The sequence below is a fragment of the Massilia sp. TWP1-3-3 genome (assembly GCF_049897805.1).
Taxonomy (GTDB): Bacteria; Pseudomonadota; Gammaproteobacteria; order Burkholderiales; family Burkholderiaceae_D; genus Telluria_A.
Genome location: NZ_JAFCWX010000006.1, coordinates 132,392 through 153,649, shown reverse-complemented (window position 1 = coordinate 153,649; position 21,258 = coordinate 132,392). Strand labels below are relative to the sequence as shown.

General features: G+C 61.5%; 18 protein-coding genes, 1 other RNA gene and 1 pseudogene. 10 read left to right on the top strand and 10 right to left on the bottom strand.

The window, feature by feature from the left end; all coding sequences use genetic code 11:
• The first annotated feature begins 11 nt into the window (after window positions 1–11).
• From ssrS to ACP7D4_RS08040, 4 genes are all read left to right on the top strand, one after another.
• Window positions 12–192: non-coding RNA, 6S RNA (ssrS, locus tag ACP7D4_RS08055), on the top strand.
• Window positions 193–250: 58 nt separating this feature from the next.
• Window positions 251–718, top strand: coding sequence for an EVE domain-containing protein (locus ACP7D4_RS08050; RefSeq protein WP_426103341.1), 468 nt, complete (start codon window positions 251–253; stop codon window positions 716–718).
• A 66-nt stretch (window positions 719–784) separates the two neighbouring features.
• Entirely contained in the window at window positions 785–2,380 is a 1,596-nt protein-coding gene (locus ACP7D4_RS08045) for a methyl-accepting chemotaxis protein (RefSeq protein ID WP_426103340.1), read from the top strand.
• Between the two features lie 99 nt (window positions 2,381–2,479).
• Window positions 2,480–3,295, top strand: coding sequence for a sulfite exporter TauE/SafE family protein (locus ACP7D4_RS08040; protein ID WP_426103414.1), 816 nt, complete (start codon window positions 2,480–2,482; stop codon window positions 3,293–3,295).
• 105 nt (window positions 3,296–3,400) lie between these two features.
• Here ACP7D4_RS08040 and lgt read toward each other — a convergent pair whose 3' ends face one another.
• Window positions 3,401–4,243 (bottom strand): prolipoprotein diacylglyceryl transferase, encoded by an 843-nt coding sequence (lgt, locus tag ACP7D4_RS08035; RefSeq protein WP_426208542.1) that lies wholly within the window; start codon window positions 4,241–4,243, stop codon window positions 3,401–3,403.
• 124 nt (window positions 4,244–4,367) lie between these two features.
• A complete protein-coding gene (locus ACP7D4_RS08030; RefSeq protein WP_426208540.1) occupies window positions 4,368–4,592 on the bottom strand; it encodes a TIGR04438 family Trp-rich protein in 225 nt (74 codons plus the stop codon).
• 177 nt (window positions 4,593–4,769) lie between these two features.
• On the opposite strand from ACP7D4_RS08030, the gene ACP7D4_RS08025 reads away from it, so the two are divergent.
• The gene (locus tag ACP7D4_RS08025; RefSeq protein ID WP_426103337.1) at window positions 4,770–5,078 is read left to right on the top strand and encodes a c-type cytochrome; all 309 of its coding nucleotides are present in this window, start codon (window positions 4,770–4,772) and stop codon (window positions 5,076–5,078) included.
• Between the two features lie 133 nt (window positions 5,079–5,211).
• On the opposite strand, the gene ACP7D4_RS08020 is transcribed toward ACP7D4_RS08025, so the two are convergent.
• The 6 genes from ACP7D4_RS08020 to folD form a co-directional block, all read right to left on the bottom strand.
• The gene (locus ACP7D4_RS08020; protein ID WP_426103336.1) at window positions 5,212–6,351 is read right to left on the bottom strand and encodes a branched-chain amino acid ABC transporter substrate-binding protein; all 1,140 of its coding nucleotides are present in this window, start codon (window positions 6,349–6,351) and stop codon (window positions 5,212–5,214) included.
• A gap of 221 nt (window positions 6,352–6,572) precedes the next feature.
• On the bottom strand, window positions 6,573–6,968 hold the full coding sequence (locus ACP7D4_RS08015) for a hypothetical protein (RefSeq protein WP_426208538.1): 396 nt from the start codon (window positions 6,966–6,968) through the stop codon (window positions 6,573–6,575).
• A 3-nt stretch (window positions 6,969–6,971) separates the two neighbouring features.
• On the bottom strand, window positions 6,972–7,391 hold the full coding sequence (locus ACP7D4_RS08010) for a DNA polymerase III subunit chi (RefSeq protein ID WP_426208536.1): 420 nt from the start codon (window positions 7,389–7,391) through the stop codon (window positions 6,972–6,974).
• Window positions 7,392–7,399: 8 nt separating this feature from the next.
• A complete protein-coding gene (locus ACP7D4_RS08005; protein ID WP_426208534.1) occupies window positions 7,400–8,062 on the bottom strand; it encodes a glutaredoxin family protein in 663 nt (220 codons plus the stop codon).
• A 23-nt stretch (window positions 8,063–8,085) separates the two neighbouring features.
• Complete coding sequence (locus ACP7D4_RS08000; protein WP_426208533.1) at window positions 8,086–10,170, bottom strand: M3 family metallopeptidase; 2,085 nt, start codon at window positions 10,168–10,170, stop codon at window positions 8,086–8,088.
• Window positions 10,171–10,209: 39 nt separating this feature from the next.
• On the bottom strand, window positions 10,210–11,055 hold the full coding sequence (gene folD, locus ACP7D4_RS07995; RefSeq protein ID WP_426208532.1) for a bifunctional methylenetetrahydrofolate dehydrogenase/methenyltetrahydrofolate cyclohydrolase FolD: 846 nt from the start codon (window positions 11,053–11,055) through the stop codon (window positions 10,210–10,212).
• Between the two features lie 252 nt (window positions 11,056–11,307).
• Here folD and aceE point away from each other — a divergent pair, with 252 nt between their 5' ends.
• The 3 genes and pseudogenes from aceE (at window position 11,308) to lpdA (ending at window position 17,313) form a co-directional block, all read left to right on the top strand.
• Window positions 11,308–14,004: a pyruvate dehydrogenase (acetyl-transferring), homodimeric type gene (gene aceE / locus ACP7D4_RS07990; protein ID WP_426103330.1), complete on the top strand. Its 2,697-nt coding sequence runs from the start codon at window positions 11,308–11,310 to the stop codon at window positions 14,002–14,004.
• Between the two features lie 132 nt (window positions 14,005–14,136).
• A pseudogene (aceF, locus tag ACP7D4_RS07985) lies at window positions 14,137–15,483 on the top strand (dihydrolipoyllysine-residue acetyltransferase); the annotation flags it as partial.
• 12 nt (window positions 15,484–15,495) lie between these two features.
• Entirely contained in the window at window positions 15,496–17,313 is a 1,818-nt protein-coding gene (gene lpdA / locus ACP7D4_RS07980; RefSeq protein WP_426103329.1) for a dihydrolipoyl dehydrogenase, read from the top strand.
• 170 nt (window positions 17,314–17,483) lie between these two features.
• Here lpdA and ACP7D4_RS07975 read toward each other — a convergent pair whose 3' ends face one another.
• Together ACP7D4_RS07975 and ACP7D4_RS07970 are read right to left on the bottom strand one after the other, a co-directional pair.
• Entirely contained in the window at window positions 17,484–17,669 is a 186-nt protein-coding gene (locus tag ACP7D4_RS07975; RefSeq protein WP_426103328.1) for a hypothetical protein, read from the bottom strand.
• Window positions 17,670–17,766: 97 nt separating this feature from the next.
• Complete coding sequence (locus ACP7D4_RS07970) at window positions 17,767–18,396, bottom strand: TetR/AcrR family transcriptional regulator (RefSeq protein WP_426208530.1); 630 nt, start codon at window positions 18,394–18,396, stop codon at window positions 17,767–17,769.
• 108 nt (window positions 18,397–18,504) lie between these two features.
• Between ACP7D4_RS07970 and ACP7D4_RS07965 the strand changes: the two genes are divergently transcribed.
• Complete coding sequence (locus ACP7D4_RS07965; protein ID WP_426103326.1) at window positions 18,505–19,629, top strand: HlyD family efflux transporter periplasmic adaptor subunit; 1,125 nt, start codon at window positions 18,505–18,507, stop codon at window positions 19,627–19,629.
• 9 nt (window positions 19,630–19,638) lie between these two features.
• Window positions 19,639–21,258, top strand: a complete 1,620-nt coding sequence (locus tag ACP7D4_RS07960; RefSeq protein ID WP_426103325.1) for a DHA2 family efflux MFS transporter permease subunit — start codon at window positions 19,639–19,641, stop codon at window positions 21,256–21,258.

Below are 21,258 nucleotides of genomic sequence, written 5' to 3'. Positions count from 1 at the left end.
GTAAACTCCGTTTCACCCTGCGGTGTTCGCGATTGCCATATATTCCTTGAACCATTTATGTGCACAGGTTGCGGAATTTTGTTTGATGGGAGTGAGCGTCACTTGTTTGACGAACCCGAAATTGAACTAACTGTGACCGCCTTGAACCATTAGGTTCAGGATGCCGGCAAGAACGGCACATGCGGGGTCTTATTCTGTAAAAGCGGTTGCACGCCTTTCGGCGCAACCGCTTTTTTTATGGGCAAACGACATGCGTTACTGGCTGATGAAATCCGAACCCGATGAAGTGAGCATCGACGACGTGCTGGCGGCACCCGGCCAGACGGTGCCATGGTTTGGCGTTCGCAACTACCAGGCGCGCAACTTCATGCGCGACGACATGCAAGCGGGCGACTTGGCCTTTTTCTATCATTCGAGTTGCGCGGAACCGGGCATCGCGGGCGTCGTCGAAATTGCCAGCGGCGCCTATCCGGACGCCACCCAGTTCGATCCCAAAAGCCACTATTACGATCCGAAGGCAACGCGGGAGACGCCGCGCTGGATCAGCGTGGACGTCAAAGCGGTGCGCAAGACGCGCTTGCTGAGCCTGAAGGAACTGCGCAGTTGTGCGGAACTGGAAGCGATGCGCCTGCTGGCCAAGGGCAGCAGGCTGTCCGTGATGCCGGTGGAAGTCTCGGAGTGGAAGTTCATCGATAAGCTGCTGCGCCAGCCAGGGTAATTGCGCGGCGCACGTGCAAACTTGCTGGTAGAGTCGGTAAGATAGTCAAACTCAGTAGCGACGACAATGAAAAACCTGCCAATTGGTGTACGCCTGGGAAGCGTGTTTGCCTTGCTTCTGCTCCTGCTGCTTGCGGTAACCGCCATCGGCGTATGGCGCATGAACAGCGCCAGTGAGATGACGCGCCACATGCTCCACACCCGGCTGCCCAACGAGCGCATGGTCGACGAATGGTTCAAGATAATTGAAGTAAACGCGGCGCGCACCACCACCGCCTGGCGCGCCGTCGATCCGGCCGAGCAAAAGGAGATAGAAGCCGAGATGAAAAAATCGTCGGCCCACGCGACCGAGATTCAAACCATCCTGGCAACGTCGATCACCGAGCCAGCCGCCAAGGCGGCGCTGGATAGCGTGCTTGCCACGCGCGCCGCCTACACCGAAGCGCGCACACGCGTTTTCAAGGAAAAAGCTGCCGGCAATCTCGCGGGGGCCAAGGAAATTTTCGACAAGGAGATGGCCGTCAAGCGCGAAGCCTACCTCGCCAGCCTGGCCCAGCTGTCCCGCACCCAACGCGGCCTGCTCGACCAGAGCGGCGCGCAAATCGATGCCAACTACGCCAGCGGGCGCCAGCTGATGATTGCGCTGGGCGTGCTTGCCGTCATCCTGGCGGCAAGCTGCGCGCTGATCATTACGCGCAGCATCACCCGGCCTATTGCTGAAGCGGTGCGCGTGGCGCGCGCCGTTGCTGCGGGCGACTTGACCAGCAACATTGAAGTCGAGACCAGCGATGAGACTGGCCAACTAATGGGAGCGCTCAAAAACATGAATGACAATCTGGTCGGGCTGGTATCGCAGTTGCGCATTGGCACCGACACCATCAATACAGCATCGCGCGAGATTGCCAGCGGCAATCTGGACTTGTCCTCGCGTACGGAAGAGCAAGCCAGTTCGCTGGAACAGACCGCCGCGTCGATGGAACAGCTGACGGCGACGGTAAAAAACAATGCCGCCCATGCGCGCGAGGCAAACACGCTGGCGATCGACGCCCGGGCGGTGGCGCGCCAGGGTGGCGACGCGGTGAGCGAGGTGGTGGCCACCATGGGTACGATTAACGATTCGTCACGCAAGATTGTCGACATCATCAGCGTGATCGACGGCATTGCATTCCAGACCAATATCCTGGCGCTGAACGCGGCCGTGGAGGCAGCGCGCGCGGGTGAACAGGGGCGCGGTTTCGCCGTTGTGGCGGCGGAAGTGCGCAGCCTGGCGCAGCGTTCGGCGGCAGCGGCCAAGGAAATCAAGGAACTCATTGGCGACTCGGTCGACAAAGTCGAGATCGATTCGCGCCAGGTGGCGCGGGCCGGCGCGACAATGCAGGACGTGGTGGCCAGCATCGGGCGCCTGAGCGGCCTGGTTGGCGATATCAGTACGGCCAGCAACGAGCAGCAAGAAGGCATCGAGCAGGTCAACGTGGCCATCACGCAAATGGACGGCATCACGCAGGAGAACGCGGCGCTGGTGGAGCAGGCCGCCGCCGCCGCAGCATCGATGCAGGAGCAGGCGCAGCAGTTGGCGCGGCTGGTCGACACCTTCAAGCTTGCGCGCGCGTCTGCCGTTCCCGCGCGCCCTGGTCGGCCCGGGCCGCGTGCACTGGCTGCCTGAGGACGGTGCACTCCTTGACGCTGTAGAATGCTTGCTTTCAATATAGGCGAGGCAAGCAGCGATGATACGGACGAAAGCAAGCGCTGCGGGGCGGCGCTGATGGACTGGGGCCTGATCGTCATCTTGCTCATCATGGGCGCGGGCGGCGGCTTCGCTGCGGGGCTGCTGGGCGTGGGCGGCGGCATGGTACTGGTGCCGTTCATCACGATGATTTTTGCCGCCAAGGGATTTCCTCCGACTGTGCTTGTGCACATGGCAATTGCCACCTCGCTTGCCACCATCATGTTCACGTCGCTCTCGTCGGTACGCGCACACCATTTGCATGGCGCGGTGCGCTGGCCGATTGTCTGGCTGCTCGCGCCCGGCATTGCGATCGGTTCGTGGCTGGGGCCGTGGTTGGCCAAGCAACTCAATACGTCGGCGCTGGCGCTGGTGTTCGGGGTATTCGTGGCCTTGTCGGCCACGCAAATGATCCTCAACCGCAAGCCGCCGGCCTCCCGTGAATTGCCGGGGCCGCCCGGCATGTTTGCCGTGGGCGCCGTGATTGGCGTGGTGGCCGGGCTGGTGGGGGCGGGCGGGGGCTTTTTGTCGGTGCCCTTCATGGGCTGGTGCAATGTAAAAATGCACAATGCGGTGGCCACCAGCGCGGCGCTCGGCTTTCCGATTGCCTTGTCGGGCACGCTGTCGAATATGTATTTCGGCTGGAACGAGCCGCTCTTGCCAGCGCATTCGCTGGGCTATATCTATGTGCCGGCGTTGCTGGTGATTGCGGCGGCCAGCGTGCTGATGGCGCCGGTGGGGGCGAGGGCGGCGCACCGGATGCCGGTGCAAAAACTCAAGCGGATATTTGCGATGGTGCTGTATTGCCTGGCCGCTTATATGCTGTGGAAGGCTTACGCCACCGCGGTTGCATAAGTTCCGCCACACACATCGTCCTCCCGGAGGCGGCGGTGCGACGACTCGCGACCCAAAGAACAGCTACTCAGTTCAACCGTTCTATGGGTCGCGAGTCGTCGGGTTTTAAACCTGCGCGGCCTGCCTGGCCTGCATCGAATACGCCCACCACAACATCGCCAACGCGCCGATGATCATCGGCAGCGACAGCATCTGGCCCGACGTGATCGGCAGGCCGGCCACCGTGACTTGCCAGTCCGGCACGCGGAAATATTCAGTAAAGAAACGCGCGCAGCCATACAGCAGCGTAAACATGGCGCCCACCGCGAGACGCGGACGCGATGTGCGTGAAAACAGCCACAACAGCGCAAACACGAGCAAGCCATCGACCAGCATCTGATAAAGCGGCGACGGATGGCGCAGACCGTCCAGGAACACCGGATCCGGATGCAAGGGGAAGCGGATATCCGGCCAGCGCATGGCCCACGGCAAGGTCGCATCGGCAACCCGCCCCGGCAGTTCGGCATTGATGAAGTTGCCCATGCGGCCGGCGGCGTAGCCGAGCGGCACCAGTGGCGCGATGAAGTCATACACGTCGAGCAGATTGCGCTTGGCCTTGCGCGCCCACAGCGCCATTGCCACCAGCACACCCAAAAAGCCACCGTGGAAGGACATGCCGCCCTGCCAGATCTTGAAGATATCGATCGGGTGCGCCATGAAATGCGCGGGCTGATAGAAGAACACTTCGCCCAGCCTGCCGCCCAGCACGACGCCAAGCATGCCATAAAACAGCATGTCGTCGAGGTCATCGTTTTTCCAGCCTTGCGCGGCAACATGCGCCTGCTTGATGCGCACGCGGCCCAGGATGATGAACATGGCGAAGGCCAGCACATACATCAGCCCGTACCAGTGGATGGACACGGGGCCGAGATGCAAGGCAATCGGATCCGGCATCGGATGAGTCAGCATTGGGTGTCTTTCTTGAAAGCCAGGCAGCACGTGCTGCCAACGTCCGGTATTCTACCCTCAGCGCGCGATCACGTAGAGCGAAAGCACCCGAAGGGCGCCTTCCGCCAAACGCATGACCTGGCGGTTACTTTCTCTTGTTGAAGGTATTGTTCAAACGTTCTTTTTTGCGCTGCTCGTCGAGCTTGTGGTCTTTTTTCTTGTCGAGGCCAAAGATCTTTTCGATGTACTCGAACCAGATGAAGGCAAAGCACATCAGGCCGATCACCCACCACCACGACATGGCGGCGAACTTCCAGACTTCAAAAAACTTCAGCGCGCCGAGGACGAGTATTAAGATGATAATGGGCATGGAAACTCCTTTTCGTGCTCCCATCTTACAAACAATTTACTTGCTTGTGGTTATTAATCGCGCTGGCGTACCGTCAACCGTGGCGCGCAGGTAACCGTTGTAACAAACATTGCTGCCGGCTCTACGATTGCGTAAACGCGGTAGAATCAAGGCAGTTGGAATACTTTGGAGAGAGTGATGAAACGTTCCCTGATGTTGTGTATGGTGTTGTCGGCGCTGGCGTCGTCGAGTGCGATGGCAAGTGCCGATCTGGCCAAGGCAAAAAACTGCATGTCGTGCCACGCGGTTGCGAGCAAGGTTGTCGGCCCCGCCTTCAAGGACGTCGCTGCCAAGTATGCCGGCCAAAAAGATGCGGAAAACAAGCTGGTCGCCAAGGTCTTGAAGGGCGGCGCCGGTTCATGGGGCGCCGTGCCGATGCCGGCCAACCCGCAAGTGACGGAGGCGGAAACCCGCATCCTCGTCAAGTGGGTGCTGGCGCAGAAGTAATTGGTTGAGGTAGTTGGTTGAGGTAGTTGGCCGTGGTAATGCGCGGCCGGCGTACTTCCCGGCCGCACCAATAAAAAACGCGCTCACTTGAGCGCGTTTTTTTTCGTCCTGCGGCGCAAGCCGCAGGCCAGGCTTACTTGATGACTTCGAGCTTGGCGCGCTTGCCGCCTTTAAAGGTGAACAGCGTCAGCGCGCCATCCTTGATGTCGCCCTTGTCGTCGAACTGGATCAGACCGGTCACGCCCTGGTGCTTGATTTTCTTCAGTTCCGGCAAATACTTGGCTGGATCGGCCGACTTGGCGTTCTGCATCGCATGCGCCATCACCATGACCGAGTCATACACGTACGGGGCGTACAACTGCACGTCGACATTGAAGCGCTTCTTGAAGCGCTGCGAGAAGTCGGCCAGTACTTTTTCCTGTGCTCCCATCACGCCGCCCGCTTCGGCGCAGGTCACGTTGCCCTCGCCCAGGCCGTCGCCCGCCAGGCGGATCATCGCTTCGGTACAGATGCCGTCGCCGCCCATGAACTTGGCGTTGATGCCCAGCGCCTTCATTTGCTTGACCATCGGGCCGCCGACCGCATCCATGCCACCGAAGAAGACCAGGTCAGGCTTCTTCGCTTTCAAGGAAGTCAAAATGGCGGTGAAGTCGGTTGCTTTGTCGGTGGTAAATTCCTTGGCGATGATGGTCACGCCCGGCGCGCTCTTGGCGCCCTTGACGAATTCGCCGGCCACGCCCTGGCCGTAAGCCGTGCGGTCGTCGATGACGGCGATTTTCTTCGCGCCCAGCTTGGTGGTGGCGTACTTGCCCAGCGTGCCGCCAAGCTTGTTGTCATTGGCGACAACGCGAAATGCGCCGGGAAAGCCTTGCTTGGTGTACATCGGCTGCGTGGACGATGGCGAAATCTGGGGAATGCCCGCATCGTTGTAGATCTTCGATGCCGGAACCGTGGTGCCGGAATTCAAGTGACCAATCACGCCCATAACCTTGGCGTCGACCAGCTTCTGGGCCACTGCGGTGCCTTGCTTGGGATCGGCGCCGTCATCTTCCGTGATTAGCTGGAAAGTGACTTTCTTGCCGTTGATCAGGAAACCCTTGGCGTTCAGTTCCTCGATCGCCATTTTGGCGCCGTATTCGTTATCTTTACCCAAGTGCGCGCTAGGGCCGGAGATGGGACCGACGTGGCCGATCTTGACGACTTCCTGGGCGCTTGCCGAGCCTGCAAATGCCAGGGCGATGGCGAGTGGAATAAGTTTGGTCGTGAACTGCATGTGCATTCTCCAATGGTGTGATAACAACAGCGCTTGTGGCGCCGATTTTCATATTTTTTGCGTAAGGCAAAAGGTACAACAAATTGTCGGGTTCGCAAAGCCGAATGTCTGCCAAGACCGGGCAAATGCCGCTAGCCACACCATCAACGTCTCATTGCTGCAGCGGTGTACGCGCGCCTTGCAATGCGTGAACATTATTGTAAGCAGTTGAAAGCAACACGCTATTTCTTTAGCGTTTGCAGGTGGGATACTTCCTGCCCCACGGCACGCACGACGATCTTTTCGATGGTATCGTGCAGTCCGGCGCGGATTTCCTCGGCCAGACCACCGATGGCCGCCTTCAGGATTTCTTCCAGGCTGTCGCGCAGGCGCTGTTCGAGCACAAAATCGACGCGGCCCTGCAGTTGCTGCAAGATGCGTTCAGACAGGCGCCGTTCCAGCAGGTTCCACTGGGGTTCGGTCCAGTTGTCAATCGCCCGCGTTTCCAGGTCGGCGTTGGCCTGGTCCGCCAGCGGCGCCGCGTCCAGCCTGGCGGGAGCGGCCGGCTTGTCCGCCTTGTCGCTGAAAACTTCCGTCAATACCGGAATGCTGTGGTCGAAGGCGGGATTCTGGCTCATGGTCTAGGCGGCGACGAAGTGGGTGAGGGGAAAGGATTGCTGTTTGTAGGCCAGGTAGCGCTTGCGTCCGGCGGCGGCGTCATCTTCGGCCGTGGAAATGATCTCGAATACGCGCTGGAACCGTTCAAAGCGCAGCGGTGTCGCCTGCGTCAGGTTGACCAGCATATCGTAATGGGGAAACTCGCCCTCCAGGCTGTCGGTGACGATGATGGGCGAGTGCGGCGCCAGCGCATCGCCAGCCATAGCGTGAGGCAAAAAATCGGTCTCGCCCACGGTCCACAGGCTACTGTTCAGTGCTGCGGCCTGGGCGGCGTCGGCGGCCAGCAGCACCAGCTTGCCGCGCGCGCCGTAGGCCTTCCGGGCGAGGCGGCAGGCGTAACTGACCTTGTCCGAAATATTGGTGTGAAAGTCAATGCGCGTCATTGCATCGCTCAAAACTGGAACCCCGGCGGCGCCGTGGAGGATGCAGGCTTGGCCGCGGCGGCTTCCTTGCGCCGCTTTTCCGCTTCCTGGGCGGCGGCCGCTGCGCGCAGAGCTGCCTGGTCGGGCCCGGCCTTGACGGGCTTGGGCGCGGCGGACGCTGCCGTTGGATACTGGTAGTTCGCTGGCAGCATCTTGCTCGTTGGGTAAAGCGCGACATTGAGCATCGAATTCCAGGCCTCCGCCTGAAAGCCGGTCGACTTGGCGCTGCCAACGGTCAGAAAAGGCATGCTGCCGTTGCCGCCTGCCTCCTTGAGTTTTTCCACATCGGCGTCCGAGCCCACCGTTTTCTCGATAAAGGGGATGCCGCGTGCTTTCAGGAAATTGCGCCCCTCGTCGCAGCCGGCGCAGGGGTTGGTCGTAAATAAGATGACCGGGAAATTGCGCGTCGCCGTTGCCAGCGCGTAGGGCAACGAGACGCCGCCCATGTCGCCGCCGCCGGCCTTGATCTGCGACGGCTTGGCCGTTGGCGGCGGGGGCTGATCCGAAAAATGCGTCTTGCCGCTGGCATCGACCCATTTGTACATTTGCGCGCTGGCGCTGCCCATGCACAGTAGCATGGCCAGGCCGAGGAAAGCGCCGTGGCGCACGTTCGATGTGATTGCAAAAATCATTTTTCGGTCTCCTGCGGGCACGCTCAGGCTTGCATGCCGCTGTGGCGCAACAGCGCGTCGATGCTCGGTTCGCGGCCGCGGAAGGCCTTGAACGATTCGAGCGCCGGGCGCGAACCACCGACTGCGAGGATCTCTTGTTGAAACCGCTTGCCGGTGTCCTCGGACAATGTCCCACCGCCGGCCGCCACCGCCTCTTCGAAGGCGGCGTAGGCATCGGCGGACAAGACTTCTGCCCACTTGTAGCTATAGTACCCGGCGGCATACCCACCTGCAAAGATATGTCCGAAAGAGTGTTGGAATCGGTTGAACGGGGGCGGCGTCATGACCGAGAACTTGGCGCGAACTTCGTTGATCAAGTCTTGAACGGCCTTGGAACTGGTCGGATCGTAATCAAAATGCAAATGCATGTCGACCAGCGAGAATTCCACTTGGCGCAGCGTTTGCATGCCGGATTGGAAATTTTTCGCCGCTGTCATCTTGTCGAACAAGGCGCGCGGCAAGGGTTCCCCGGTTTTGACGTGCGACGTCATGTTTTGCAGGACTTCCCATTCCCAGCAAAAGTTTTCCATGAATTGCGACGGCAATTCGACGGCATCCCATTCAACGCCCGAAATACCCGACACCGACAGTTCGTCAACTTGCGTAAGCATGTGGTGCAGGCCGTGGCCGAACTCGTGGAACAGCGTGGTCACTTCGTCATGCGTAAACAGCGATGGCTGCTGCACGCCGTCGACCGTGGCCGGCGACGTAAAGTTGCACGTCAGGTAGGCGACCGGCGTTTGCAGGGTGCCGCCCGTCTCGCTGCGGCGCCCGCGCGCGTCATCCATCCAGGCGCCGGGACGCTTGCCGCTGCGCGCGTACAGGTCCAGGTAGAACTGGCCGACCAGCTTGCCGTCGCGCTCGATGCGGTAAAAGCGCACGTCGGGATGCCAGGTGGGCGCCGTATCCGGCGCAATCTGGACCGAGAACAGGCTTTGCACCAACTGGAACAAGCCGTCGATGACTTTTGACTCCGGGAAGTATTCCTTCACTTCCTGGGCCGAAAAAGCGTAGCGGCGCTCGCGCAGCTTTTCCGAGGCGTAGGCCTGGTCCCAGGCTTCGAGTTGGTCAATGCCCAGTTCGGTCCGGGCAAAAGTGCGCAGCTCGGCCAGGTCTTGCTCGGCGAACGGGCGCGCGCGCCGGGCCAGGTCTTCGAGGAAGGCAATCACGTGTTCCGGGCTTTGCGCCATTTTTGGCACCAGCGACACTTCGGCGAAGTTGCGGTAATCAAGCAACTTGGCTTCTTCGTCGCGCAGCTTGAGCAGCGTGGAAATATTGTTGGTGTTATCCCAGTTTTCAAGCTGACTGAACACGCTGCCCATGTCGGACGCCTTGGTGGCGCTGGCGCGGTACATGGTTTCGCGCAAGTCGCGCTTGTCGGCGAACTGCAAGACCGGGAAGTAAGAAGGGAAGTGCAGCGTGAACTGGTAGCCGCTCTTGCCGTCGGCTTCGGCGGCGGCGCGCGCCGCCTGCTTTGCGTCGGCGGGCAGGCCCGCCAGGTCGGCTTCGTCGGCCACCAGCAGCTTGTAGTCATTGGTGGCGTCGAGCACGTTCTCGGAAAAACGGGTGGAGACGGCCGCGTGCTGTTCCTGGATCGCTGCAAAGCGTTCCTTCTTGTCGGCCGACAGTTCGGCGCCGCCCAGGCGGAAGTCGCGCAGGGCGTTCTCGATGATTTTCTTGCGCGCTGGCGACAGCGCCGCGTAGGCCTCGCTGGCCTTGATGGCCTTGTACTTGCCGAACAGCGTCTCGTTTTGCGACAGCGCGGTCCAGAATTCGGTCACGCGCGGCTGGTTCTCGTTGTAGGCGGCGCGCAGTTCGGGGGTGTCGACGACGGCATTCAAATGGCCGACGATGCCCCAGGCGCGGCCCAGGCGCTCGGTGGTGTTTTCCAGCGGCGTGACGAAGTTTTCCCAGGTCACGTTGGTGGACGGTTGTTCGAGCGCGCTCAGCACGCTGCTGGCCTCGGCGATCAATTGTTCGATCGCAGGCGCCACGTGCTGCGGCGCGATGGCATCGAAACGCGGCAGGCCGCTAAAGTCGAGGAGGGGATTGGTGGTGTCGGTATGCATGTTCTCTCCTGGTTGTTCAGTTGCGGCCCGCCAAACGGCTCAGGTCCGCTCGGCCGCTTCGACCGTGTTCATTAACAGCATGGTAATCGTCATCGGGCCCACGCCGCCGGGAACGGGCGTAATGTGCGCGGCTATTTCACGCACGTTTGCCGTATCGACATCGCCGCACAGCTTGCCGTTCTCGTCGCGGTTCATGCCCACGTCGATGACGATGGCGCCCGGCTTGACCATGTCGGCGGTCAGCGTGTTGCGCCGGCCCACGGCGGCCACGATGACGTCGGCCTGGCGCGTGTGGTAAGCCAGGTCCGGTGTCGCACTATGGCAGATGGTGACGCTGGCGTTCGCTTGCAAGAGCAGCAGCGCCATTGGTTTGCCGACCGTGTTGCTGCGGCCGATCACGACGGCATGCTTGCCGCGCAGATCGTAGCCGGTGCTTTCGATCAGCTTCATGCAGCCGTACGGCGTGCACGGGCGGAAACCCGACAGGCCCGTCATCAGTTCGCCAGCGGACAGGACTGAATAGCCATCCACGTCTTTGGAGGTCGAGATCGCTTCAATGACCTTGTGCGGGTTGATGTGCTTTGGCAAAGGCATCTGCACCAGGATGCCGTGGATCGCCGGGTCAGCATTTAATGCGGCGATGCGGTCTAACAGGGCCGCCTCGGTGAGATCGGCGTCGTATTTTTCGAGCAGGGAGTGAAAACCGACATCGGCGCACGCCTTGACCTTGTTGCGCACGTACACCTGGCTGGCCGGGTCTTCGCCTACCAAAATGACGGCCAGGCCGGGCTGTTTGCCCTTGGCGCTCAGCGCGCCGGCGCGGCGGCCGATTTCGGTGCGCAGTTGTTGGGAGAGGAGGACACCATCGATCAGTTGTGCGGACATGATTAGCTAGCCGGTTGCAGGGGGAGTCGAGATTATAAAGCGGTGCGGGAGTTGGCGGTGGGGAGGGGTTCAAATACACGGGCGCCATCGCAGGGAATGAGGAAGGAGCAATTCCACAATATGAAACACGATATCGTAATTTGAAAAACTATAAAAACACTGTTAGAATTCACGCACTAATTTTGGGTAATGGTAAATTGTCAGCAAAACCGCTCGTACATGATTTCGGGCGCCAACAAAGGAGACGCATTAATGTCAGCTCAACTCGACCAGTTGACGGCCCAGGCCGCCAACGATCCCGATACCCTCGAAACCAAGGAATGGCTGGAGGCGCTCGAGGCCGTCATCGACAACGAAGGGCCTGAACGCGCCCATTACCTGATGGAACGACTGGTCGACCTGGCACGCCGCCGCGGCGCCCATATCCCATTTTCCAGCAATACCGCCTACGTCAACACCATCCCCACCCACCTCGAAGAGCATTGCCCCGGCAACCTCGAGTACGAAGAGCGCCTGCGCTCGTGGATGCGCTGGAACGCGATGGCCATGGTGGTCAAGGCCAACCGCGCCGACGGCGACTTGGGCGGCCACATTTCCAGCTTCGCGTCGCTCGCCAACATGCTCGGAATTGGCTTTAACCACTTCTGGCGCGCCCCGTCGGCCGACCACGGCGGCGACCTGCTGTATATTCAAGGTCACTCTTCGCCCGGTATTTATGCGCGCGCCTTTCTGGAAGGACGCCTGTCCGAAGACCAGTTGCTGAACTTCCGCCGTGAAGTCGACGGCAAGGGCTTGTCGTCCTACCCGCACCCAAAATTGATGCCAACGTTCTGGCAATTTCCGACCGTCTCGATGGGCCTGGGCCCGCTGATGGCGATCTACCAGGCGCGCTTTCTGAAGTACCTGCATGCACGCTCGATCGCCGACACTGAAAACCGCAAGGTCTGGGTCTTTTGCGGCGATGGCGAAATGGACGAGCCGGAATCGATGGGCGCAATCGGCATGGCCGCGCGCGAGCGTCTCGACAACCTGGTGATGGTCGTCAACTGCAACCTGCAGCGCCTTGACGGTCCGGTACGCGGCAACGGCAAGATCATCCAGGAACTCGAAGCGGACTTCCGCGGCGCCGGCTGGAATGTCGTCAAGGTCATCTGGGGCCCGGGCTGGGATGCCCTGCTGGCCAAGGACAAGGATGGCATCTTGCAGCGCGTGATGATGGAAACCGTTGACGGCGAATACCAGAACTACAAGGCCAAAGACGGCGCCTACGTGCGCAAGCACTTCTTCGGCAAGCACCCGGAACTGTTGAAAATGGTTGCCAACATGACCGACGACGACATCTGGCGCCTGACCCGCGGCGGCCACGATCCGCACAAGATTTACGCCGCATTCAAGATCGCGCAAGAAAACAAGGGCACGCCAACCGTCCTGCTGGTGAAAACCGTCAAGGGCTTTGGCATGGGCAAGTCCGGCGAAGCGCGCAACACCGCACACCAGACCAAGAAGCTCGACGACGAAGCCATCCGCGAAATGCGCGACCGTTTCGGCATCCCGATTCCTGACGACAAGCTGGCCGAAATTCCGTTCTTCAAGCCGGCCGACGACGCCCCTGAAATGGTGTACCTGCACAAGCGCCGCGAAGCGCTGGGCGGCTACCTGCCGCAGCGCCGTCCGCAAGCGGCCGAAACGCTGCCGGTGCCTGCGCTGTCGGCATTCCAGAACGTGCTCGACGCCACCCCGGAAGGGCGTGAAATTTCGACCACGCAAGCGTATGTGCGCATCATTTCCACGCTGCTGCGCGACCCGAACCTGGGCCAGCGCATCGTGCCGATCCTGGTCGACGAATCGCGTACCTTCGGCATGGAAGGCTTGTTCCGCCAGATCGGCATCTTCAACCAGCAAGGGCAGTTGTACGAGCCGGTGGATAAAGACCAGGTCATGTACTACCGCGAAGACAAGGCCGGCCAGATCCTGCAGGAAGGGATCAACGAGGCAGGCGGCATGAGCTCGTGGATTGCCGCGGCGACGTCGTACTCGACCAACAACCGCATCATGATCCCGTTCTACACCTTCTACTCGATGTTCGGCATGCAGCGCATTGGCGATTTGGCCTGGGCGGCGGGCGACATGCGCGCACGCGGCTTCCTGATGGGCGGCACCGCCGGGCGCACCACGCTCAACGGCGAAGGCTTGCAGCACGAAGATGGCCACAGCCACGTAATGGCGGCAACGATTCCGAACTGCCTGCCGTATGACCCGACCTTCGGTCACGAAGTGGCGGTCATCATTCAGGATGGCCTGCGCCGCATGGTGGCCAACCAGGAAGACGTGTTCTACTACATCACCCTGATGAACGAGAACTACCCGATGCCGGGCATGAAGGCCGGTAGCGAAGAAGGCATCCTGAAAGGCATGTACCTGCTCCAGGAAGGCAAGGCCGACGCCCAGCAGCGCGTGCAGCTGGTCGGTTCGGGCACCATCTTGCGCGAGTCGATCTTCGCGGCGCAATTGCTGGAGCAGGATTTCGGCATCGCCGCCGACGTCTGGTCCGCGCCATCGCTCACCCTGATTGCCCGTGACGGCCAGGACGCCGAGCGCTGGAACATGGTCAACCCGACCGGCGAGCAGCGTTCACCGTACGTGACGTCGTTGATGGAAAAGACCACCGGCCCGATCATCGCCACCACCGACTACATGCGTTTGTTCGCCGAGCAGATCCGCGCATTCATGCCAAAAGGGCGCACCTACAAGGTGCTGGGCACCGACGGTTTCGGGCGTTCGGACAGCCGCGTCAAGCTGCGTGAATTCTTCGAGGTCAATCGCCATTACATCGTGGTGGCGGCGCTCAAGGCGCTGGCCGACGAAGGCGCGATCGCCACCTCGGTGGTGGCTGACGCCATCGCCAAGTACGGCATCGATCCGAACAAGCCAAATCCAGTGACGCAATAAGAACCGCCACCACATCGCCCTCGCGCAAGCGGGGGCCCATGGAACGGTTGCGTAGACCGAAGGTTTTATGGGTCCCCAGGTACGTGAGGACGATGTGTTGCGTGTGCCTAAACCAATAAGAACGCGAATAAGAACGGAGCAGCTATGAGCATAGTGGAAGTCAAAGTCCCGGATATCGGCGACTTCAAGGAAGTCGAAGTCATTGAATTAATGGTCAAGCCGGGCGACACCGTCAAGGTTGACCAGTCGCTGGTCACTGTCGAGTCGGACAAGGCCAGCATGGAAATCCCGTCCAGTCATGCCGGCGTGGTCAAGGAATTGCGCATCAAGATGGGCGACAAGATCGCCGAAGGATCGCTGTTGCTGATTCTTGAAGCATCCGATGCGGCAGCGCCGGCAGAAGCAGCACCGGCAGCACCGGCAGCGGCGGCACCAGCGGCTGCGGCACCGGCACCAGCGGCAGCAGCACCAGCGCCAGTTGCAGCAGCGCCAGCTCCAGCTGCAGCACCGGCGGCAGCGCCAGCGGCACCCGCCACATCGAACGCCAAGGCCCACGCATCGCCATCGATTCGCAAATTCGCGCGCGAACTTGGCGTCGACCTGACCCGCATCGCCGGCAGCGGTCCCAAAGGCCGCATCACCCAGCAAGACGTGCAAGGTTTCGTCAAGGGCGTGATGGCGAGCGCTTCGCCTGGCAACGGCACTGCTGCGGCCAAAGGCGGCAGCGGCGTCGGCCTCGATTTGCTGCCGTGGCCGTCGCTCGACTTCAGCAAATTCGGCCCGACCGAACTGCTGGCGCTGTCGCGCATTAAGAAGATCAGCGGACCCAACCTGCACCGCAACTGGGTGATGATCCCGCACGTGACGCAGTTTGACGAGTCCGACGTGACCGACCTCGAACAGTTCCGCGTCGATTCCAACGCGGCGCTGGCCAAGTCCAAGTCGACCGTCAAGCTGACCATGCTCGCCTTTGTGATCAAGGCCAGTGTCGCTGCGCTGAAAAAATACCCCGCTTTCAATTCGTCGATCGACGAGACCGGCGCCAACCTGATCCTCAAGCAGTACTACAACGTCGGCTTTGCGGCCGACACGCCGAACGGCCTGATGGTCCCGGTAATCAAGGACGCCGACAAGAAATCGATCTCGCAGATCGCCGTCGAAATGGGCGAACTGTCGGGCGCAGCGCGCGACGGCAAGCTCAAGCCGGCCGACATGCAGGGCGCGACCTTCACCATTTCGTCGCTGGGCGGCATTGGCGGCACGGCCTTCACGCCGATCATCAACGCGCCTGAAGTGGCCATCCTCGGCCTGTCCAAGTCGGCCATGAAGCCGGTGTGGGACGGCGCTGCCTTCCAGCCGCGTCTGATGCTGCCGCTGTCGCTGTCGTACGACCACCGCGTCATCGACGGCGCCATGGCCGCGCGCTTTACCGCATACCTGGCAGAAGTCATGTCGGATCTGCGCAAGTCACTGTTATAAGGAGACCGAACGATGAGCACAGACGTCAAGGTCCCGAATATCGGCGACTTCAAGGAAGTGGAAGTAATCGAGCTGATGGTCAAGGTTGGCGACACGATCAAGGTCGACCAGTCCTTGATCACGGTCGAATCCGACAAGGCCAGCATGGAAATTCCGTCGACCCATGCAGGCGTGGTCAAGGAATTGAAAATCAAGGTGGGCGACAAGGTGGCCGAAGGCTCGATCCTGCTGGTGGTGGAAGAGGGCGCCGGCGCTGCAGCTGCCGCGCCGGCGGCGCCAGTAACAGCGGCAGGGGCGGCCCCGGCCTCGGCGCCAGCCGAATCCCAGGCGCCGGCGCGTCCCGACGCAGCGCCCGTGGCAGCGTCGGCAACACCGGCGCCCACCATGGCCAAGTACGACGGCAAGGTCGACATCGAATGCGAGATGATGGTCCTCGGCGCCGGCCCCGGTGGCTATTCGGCGGCCTTCCGTTCGGCCGATCTGGGCATGAACACGGTGCTGGTCGAGCGCTACGCGGCGTTAGGTGGCGTGTGCCTGAACGTGGGCTGCATTCCATCGAAGGCGCTGCTGCACGTGGCGGCCGTGATCGATGAAACGGCCGGCATGGCCAAGCATGGCATCAGCTTTGCCAAGCCTGAAATCGACATCGACCAGCTGCGCGCCTACAAGGACAAGGTCATCACCAAGATGACCGGCGGGCTGGCCGGCATGGCCAAGGCGCGCAAGGTCAATGTGGTGCAGGGCGTGGGCAGCTTTGTCAGCGCCAACCATCTCGAGGTGACGGCGCAAGACGGCAGCAAGAAAGTCATCGCGTTCCAGAAGGCGATCATCGCCGCCGGTTCGTCGGTGGTGAACCTGCCGTTCGTGCCGGAAGATCCGCGCATCGTCGACTCCACCGGCGCGCTCGAACTGCGCCAGATCCCCAAGCGCATGCTGGTCATTGGCGGGGGCATCATCGGTCTCGAAATGGCGACCGTGTATTCCACGCTGGGCGCGCGTATCGACGTCGTTGAAATGCTTGACGGCTTGATGCAAGGGGCCGACCGCGACATGGTCAAGGTCTGGCAAAAGTTCAACGAAAAGCGCTTCGACAACATCTTCACAAAGACCAAAACGGTCGCGGTGGAGGCGCTGGCCGAAGGCATCAAGGTGTCGTTCGAAGCTGCCGAAGCGGGCGCCAAGGCGCCCGAGCCGCAGCTCTACGACCTGGTGCTGGTGGCCGTTGGCCGCAGCCCGAACGGCAAGAAGATCGCCGCCGACAAGGCCGGCGTGACGGTGACGGAGCGCGGCTTCATTCCGGTCGACGCCCAGATGCGCACCAATGTGCCGCATATCTTCGCCATCGGCGACCTGGTGGGCCAGCCGATGCTGGCGCACAAGGCGGTGCATGAGGCGCACGTGGCGGCCGAAGCGGCGCACGGCGAAAAGGCCTTCTTCGACGCGCGCGTGATTCCATCGGTGGCCTACACCGATCCGGAAGTGGCGTGGGTTGGCATTACCGAAGACGAAGCCAAGGCGCAGGGCATCAAGCTGGAAAAAGGCCACTTCCCGTGGGCTGCCAGCGGACGCGCCGTTGCCAATGGCCGCGACGAAGGCTTCACCAAGCTGCTGTTTGACGCCGAGACGCACCGGATTGTCGGTGGCGGCATCGTGGGCACGCATGCAGGCGACATGATCGGCGAAATCGCGCTGGCGATCGAGATGGGCGCCGACGGCGTCGATATTGGCAAGACGATTCACCCGCATCCGACCTTGGGCGAATCGATCGGCATGGCCGCCGAAGTGTACAAGGGTGTGTGCACCGATCTGCCGCCGATGCGCAAGCGCTAGTACGCGAAAAGCAAGGGACCTCACATCGCCGCAGCATGCGCGCGCCCGATGTGGGGCGCCCTCGATGGCACGGCAAAAAAAGGGAAGCTCACGCTTCCCTTTTTCAGTTTCTGATGATGCTGCGCTTTACAAAGCGCCAGAACAGCGTCGTGGCTGTTGTTTCTTTTTGATTAGCTGTAGCTGGTCCACGTGGTTGGAATCTCCAAATTGCCACTGCGGGCAGCGTCGGCATAGGCGCGCAGTTCGGCAAGCATGGCTTCCATTTGCTCGGTACTCGGGTTGGCCAAAAACCCTTTCATGCGTTCATTGAGCGCGGCCTGCTGGTCGCGCCATTCGTAACGAGCGGACTTGCTCATATGACCTCCTCGAAAGACTATAGATTGCCAGAACATGAACTAGTGCTCGGTGCGCTGACGCACGTTCGACCAGTTCGCCTTGCGGGCCTCAAGCGTCCTAGGGCGCGCGCATCACGCTGTGGTAGAACAGCGCAAGGCGCTGGTGCAGCCGGGCATTGACTTGCGCGCGCTGCGCGGTCGCCGGATCGAACAGGAAGCGCGAAAAAAAATCACCTATTACGCAGTTGATCAGGAAAGGCGGTATCAGCTCCATCTCCAGGTCGTCGCGCAATTGCGCGCGGATATCGGGCCTGGCGAAATAGTGCGCGAGCATGTCGCGCGACTGACGCGGCCCGGCGTCATAAAACGAATGCGCCAATTCCGGATTGTTCTTCGCTTCGGCAACGACCATGCGCTGCACGGCCAGCGCTTCGGGTGCCGTGATCATGGCCAAAAAATGCTCGCTGAATTCGCCGATCACTTCTTTCATCGGACGCAGGTCGGTTTCCATCTCGTGCGGTGAAATAAAACGGCCGCGGTTGGCGATCAACACTTCCTTGAACAAGCCTGCCTTGCCCCCGAACTTGACGTAAATAGTGCGCACTGCCACATGCGCTTCGCGGGCGATGCACTCCAGGCTGACCTTGCCATATCCCAGCTCCAGGAATAGCTGCCCTGCCTTCGTGATCAGATTTTTGTTGCGCGCCTCGAGGTCGGCGGCGCGCGGGCGTCCTGCTGCTTTTATCATGGCACGCACTTTAAGGTAAAATAAAATGAAATGCAACCGTTTCATTTCTTGACTTGCTTTAAGGAATGAATATAATGCTCGAACCCCATTTCATTTCGGAGTAGTGCCATGTCCCAGACGCAAAGCAAAGCGGAGTTGAGCCAACTCGCTCCCGTGCCACCCGCCACCGAGCCGGCCGCGACGCCGCCGAACTGGCGTGCGCGCGGCATCATTGCCGTCATTGCGCTGGTGGCACTGGGCTTCGGCGCCAAGATGTGGTACCACAGCAGCCATTTCGTGGAGACTGAAAACGCCTATGTGGCCGGACACGTCCACCCGGTCTCGTCGCGCATCGGCGGCGTCGTCACCAAGGTGCTGGTGGAAGACAACCAGGCGGTCAAGGCGGGCGACGTCATCGCCGAACTCGATCCGGCCGACCAGCGTGTCAAGGTTGAACAAATCGAGGCGCAGATCGGCAGCGCCCAGCAGCAGGTGATCCAGGCCGACGCGCAGGTGGCGCAAGTGCGCGCCCAGGCGGGGGCTGCCAGCGCGCAGGTCGCGCAGTCGCAGGCGCTGCTGGTGCGCGCCAACCAGGATGCCGAGCGTTTCGGCCAGCTCTACAGCAGCACCATGAAGGCGGTGTCGAAGGCTGAAGTGGACGCGGCCAACGCCAGCCGCGCCGGCGCCAAGGCCGACCTGGCGGCGCGCCGCGGCAACGCCGAAGCTGCGCAGGCGCAGATCAGCGCCGCCGGCGCCGCGCGCGACGTCGTCAAGGCCCAGATCAAGGTACTGCAGGCGCAGTTAAAGGATGCGAAGCAGCAGCTTGGCTACAACAGGATCGTCGCACCGGTGGATGGTCGCCTGGGCCGGCGCAGCGTGGAAGTGGGCGCGCGCGTGCAGGCCGGGCAGCAGCTGGCCGCCATCGTGCAGGAAGAAGTCTGGATTACCGCCAATTTCAAGGAAACCCAGTTGGGTGGCCTGCATAGCGGCCAGGCCGTCAAGGTCCTCATCGATGCGCTGCCCAAGCAGCCTTTGATCGGCCGCCTGGAGAGCTTTTCGCCGGCCTCGGGCAACCAGTTCGCGCTGCTGCCGGCCGATAACGCCACCGGCAACTTCACCAAGATCGTCCAGCGCGTGCCGGTCAAGATCGTGCTGCGCCCGGAAGACATCAAGGCCCTCAAAGGCCGCCTGGTGCCGGGCATGTCGGCGATGGCCGAAATTGAACTCAATCAAACCGCGCCAGCTGCCCGCTAAGAGCACGCCATGACCAGTTCGAGCACAACACCGAGCACAACACTTCACGGTGGCGCCGCGCCGGCGCGCGCGGCGCCATCCGAGCATGTCGACCTGCGCACCTGGATCGCGGTGGCCGCCGGGATGCTCGGCGCCTTCATGGCGGTGCTCGACATCCAGATCACCAACTCGTCGCTGCGCGACATTCTCGGTTCGCTTTCGGCCACCCAGGAAGAAGGCTCGTGGATTTCGACCGCCTACCTGTGCGCCGAAATTGTCGTCATTCCCATGACGGCGCTCCTGACGCAGGTGTTCGGGCTGCGCGGATATATCATGGGCACCACTGCGCTGTTCCTGGTGTTTTCCACGCTGTGCGGCGCCGCCTGGAACCTCGAGAGCATGATCGTGTTCCGCGCGCTGCAAGGCTTTACCGGCGGCGCGCTCATTCCCATGGCCCTCACGCTCGTCATGGCCAAGCTGCCGCCGTCCAAGCGTGCGGCCGGCATGGCCATTTTTGGCCTGACCGCCACGCTGGCGCCATCGATGGGCCCGACCGTGGGCGGCTACCTGGCCGAGATCTACGGCTGGCCGACCATTTTCTACATCAACTGGGTGCCCGGCATCTTGCTCATTTTCGGCATCTGGTGGGGCCTGGACGCGCAACCGCGGCGCTTGAAGCTGTTGGCCAATGCCGACTGGCTCGGCATCGCGCTGATGGCCGTGGGCCTCGGCTCCCTCACCATCATGCTCGAAGAAGGCAACTCGAAAGACTGGTTCGATTCGAGCTTCATCATCACCTTTGCGGGCCTGGCGCTGTTCGGCATTCTGGGCTGGGTGTACACCAGCATGAGCCGTCCGGAGCCGTTCGTGAACCTGCGCCTGTATGGGCAGCGCAACTTCTTGGTCGCCACGGTGCTCTCGGCCGTTATCGGCATGGGCCTGTATGGTTCCTCGTTCCTGCTGCCGCTGTACCTGGGCCAGATCGCCGGCTACACGCCGACCCAGATTGGCCTGGTCATCATGTGGGCCGGCCTGCCGCAGCTGTTCATCATGCCGTTCGCCGCGATCCTCTCGTCCAAGGTCGACAACCGCATCCTGTGCGCCTTCGGCCTGACGCTGTTTGGCATTTCGTGCCTGATGAACGCGCACATGGACGCCACTACCGGCTACGACCAGCTGTTCTGGTCGCAGGTGGTGCGCGCGCTGGGCCAGCCTTTCATCATGCTCACGCTGTCGCAGTTCGCCATGCATCACATCAGCGAGCGCGATACCGCCTCCGCGTCCAGCCTGTTCAACATGACGCGCAATCTGGGCGGCTCGATCGGCATTGCAATGCTCGGCACCATGCTCACCAACCGCGAGCACTTTCATTCGGCCGTGATCGGCGAATCGGTGTCGTCGCTGGCGCCGGCCACCCAGCTGCGGCTGGACCAGCTGACCAGTGCCTTCATGGCCAGGGGAGTTGACGCCGTGGCCGCCGGCCAGCAGGCGCTGGCTGCGATCGACCGCATCATCCGGCGCGAAGCGTACGTAATGGCCTATAACGACGGCTTTGTGATCATGGCGGTATTTTTGTTCGGCTGCGTTGCCGTGCTGATGCTCGCCGATAAAGTCCAAGCACCATCCGGCGCCAGCGCCGGCGCCCACTAA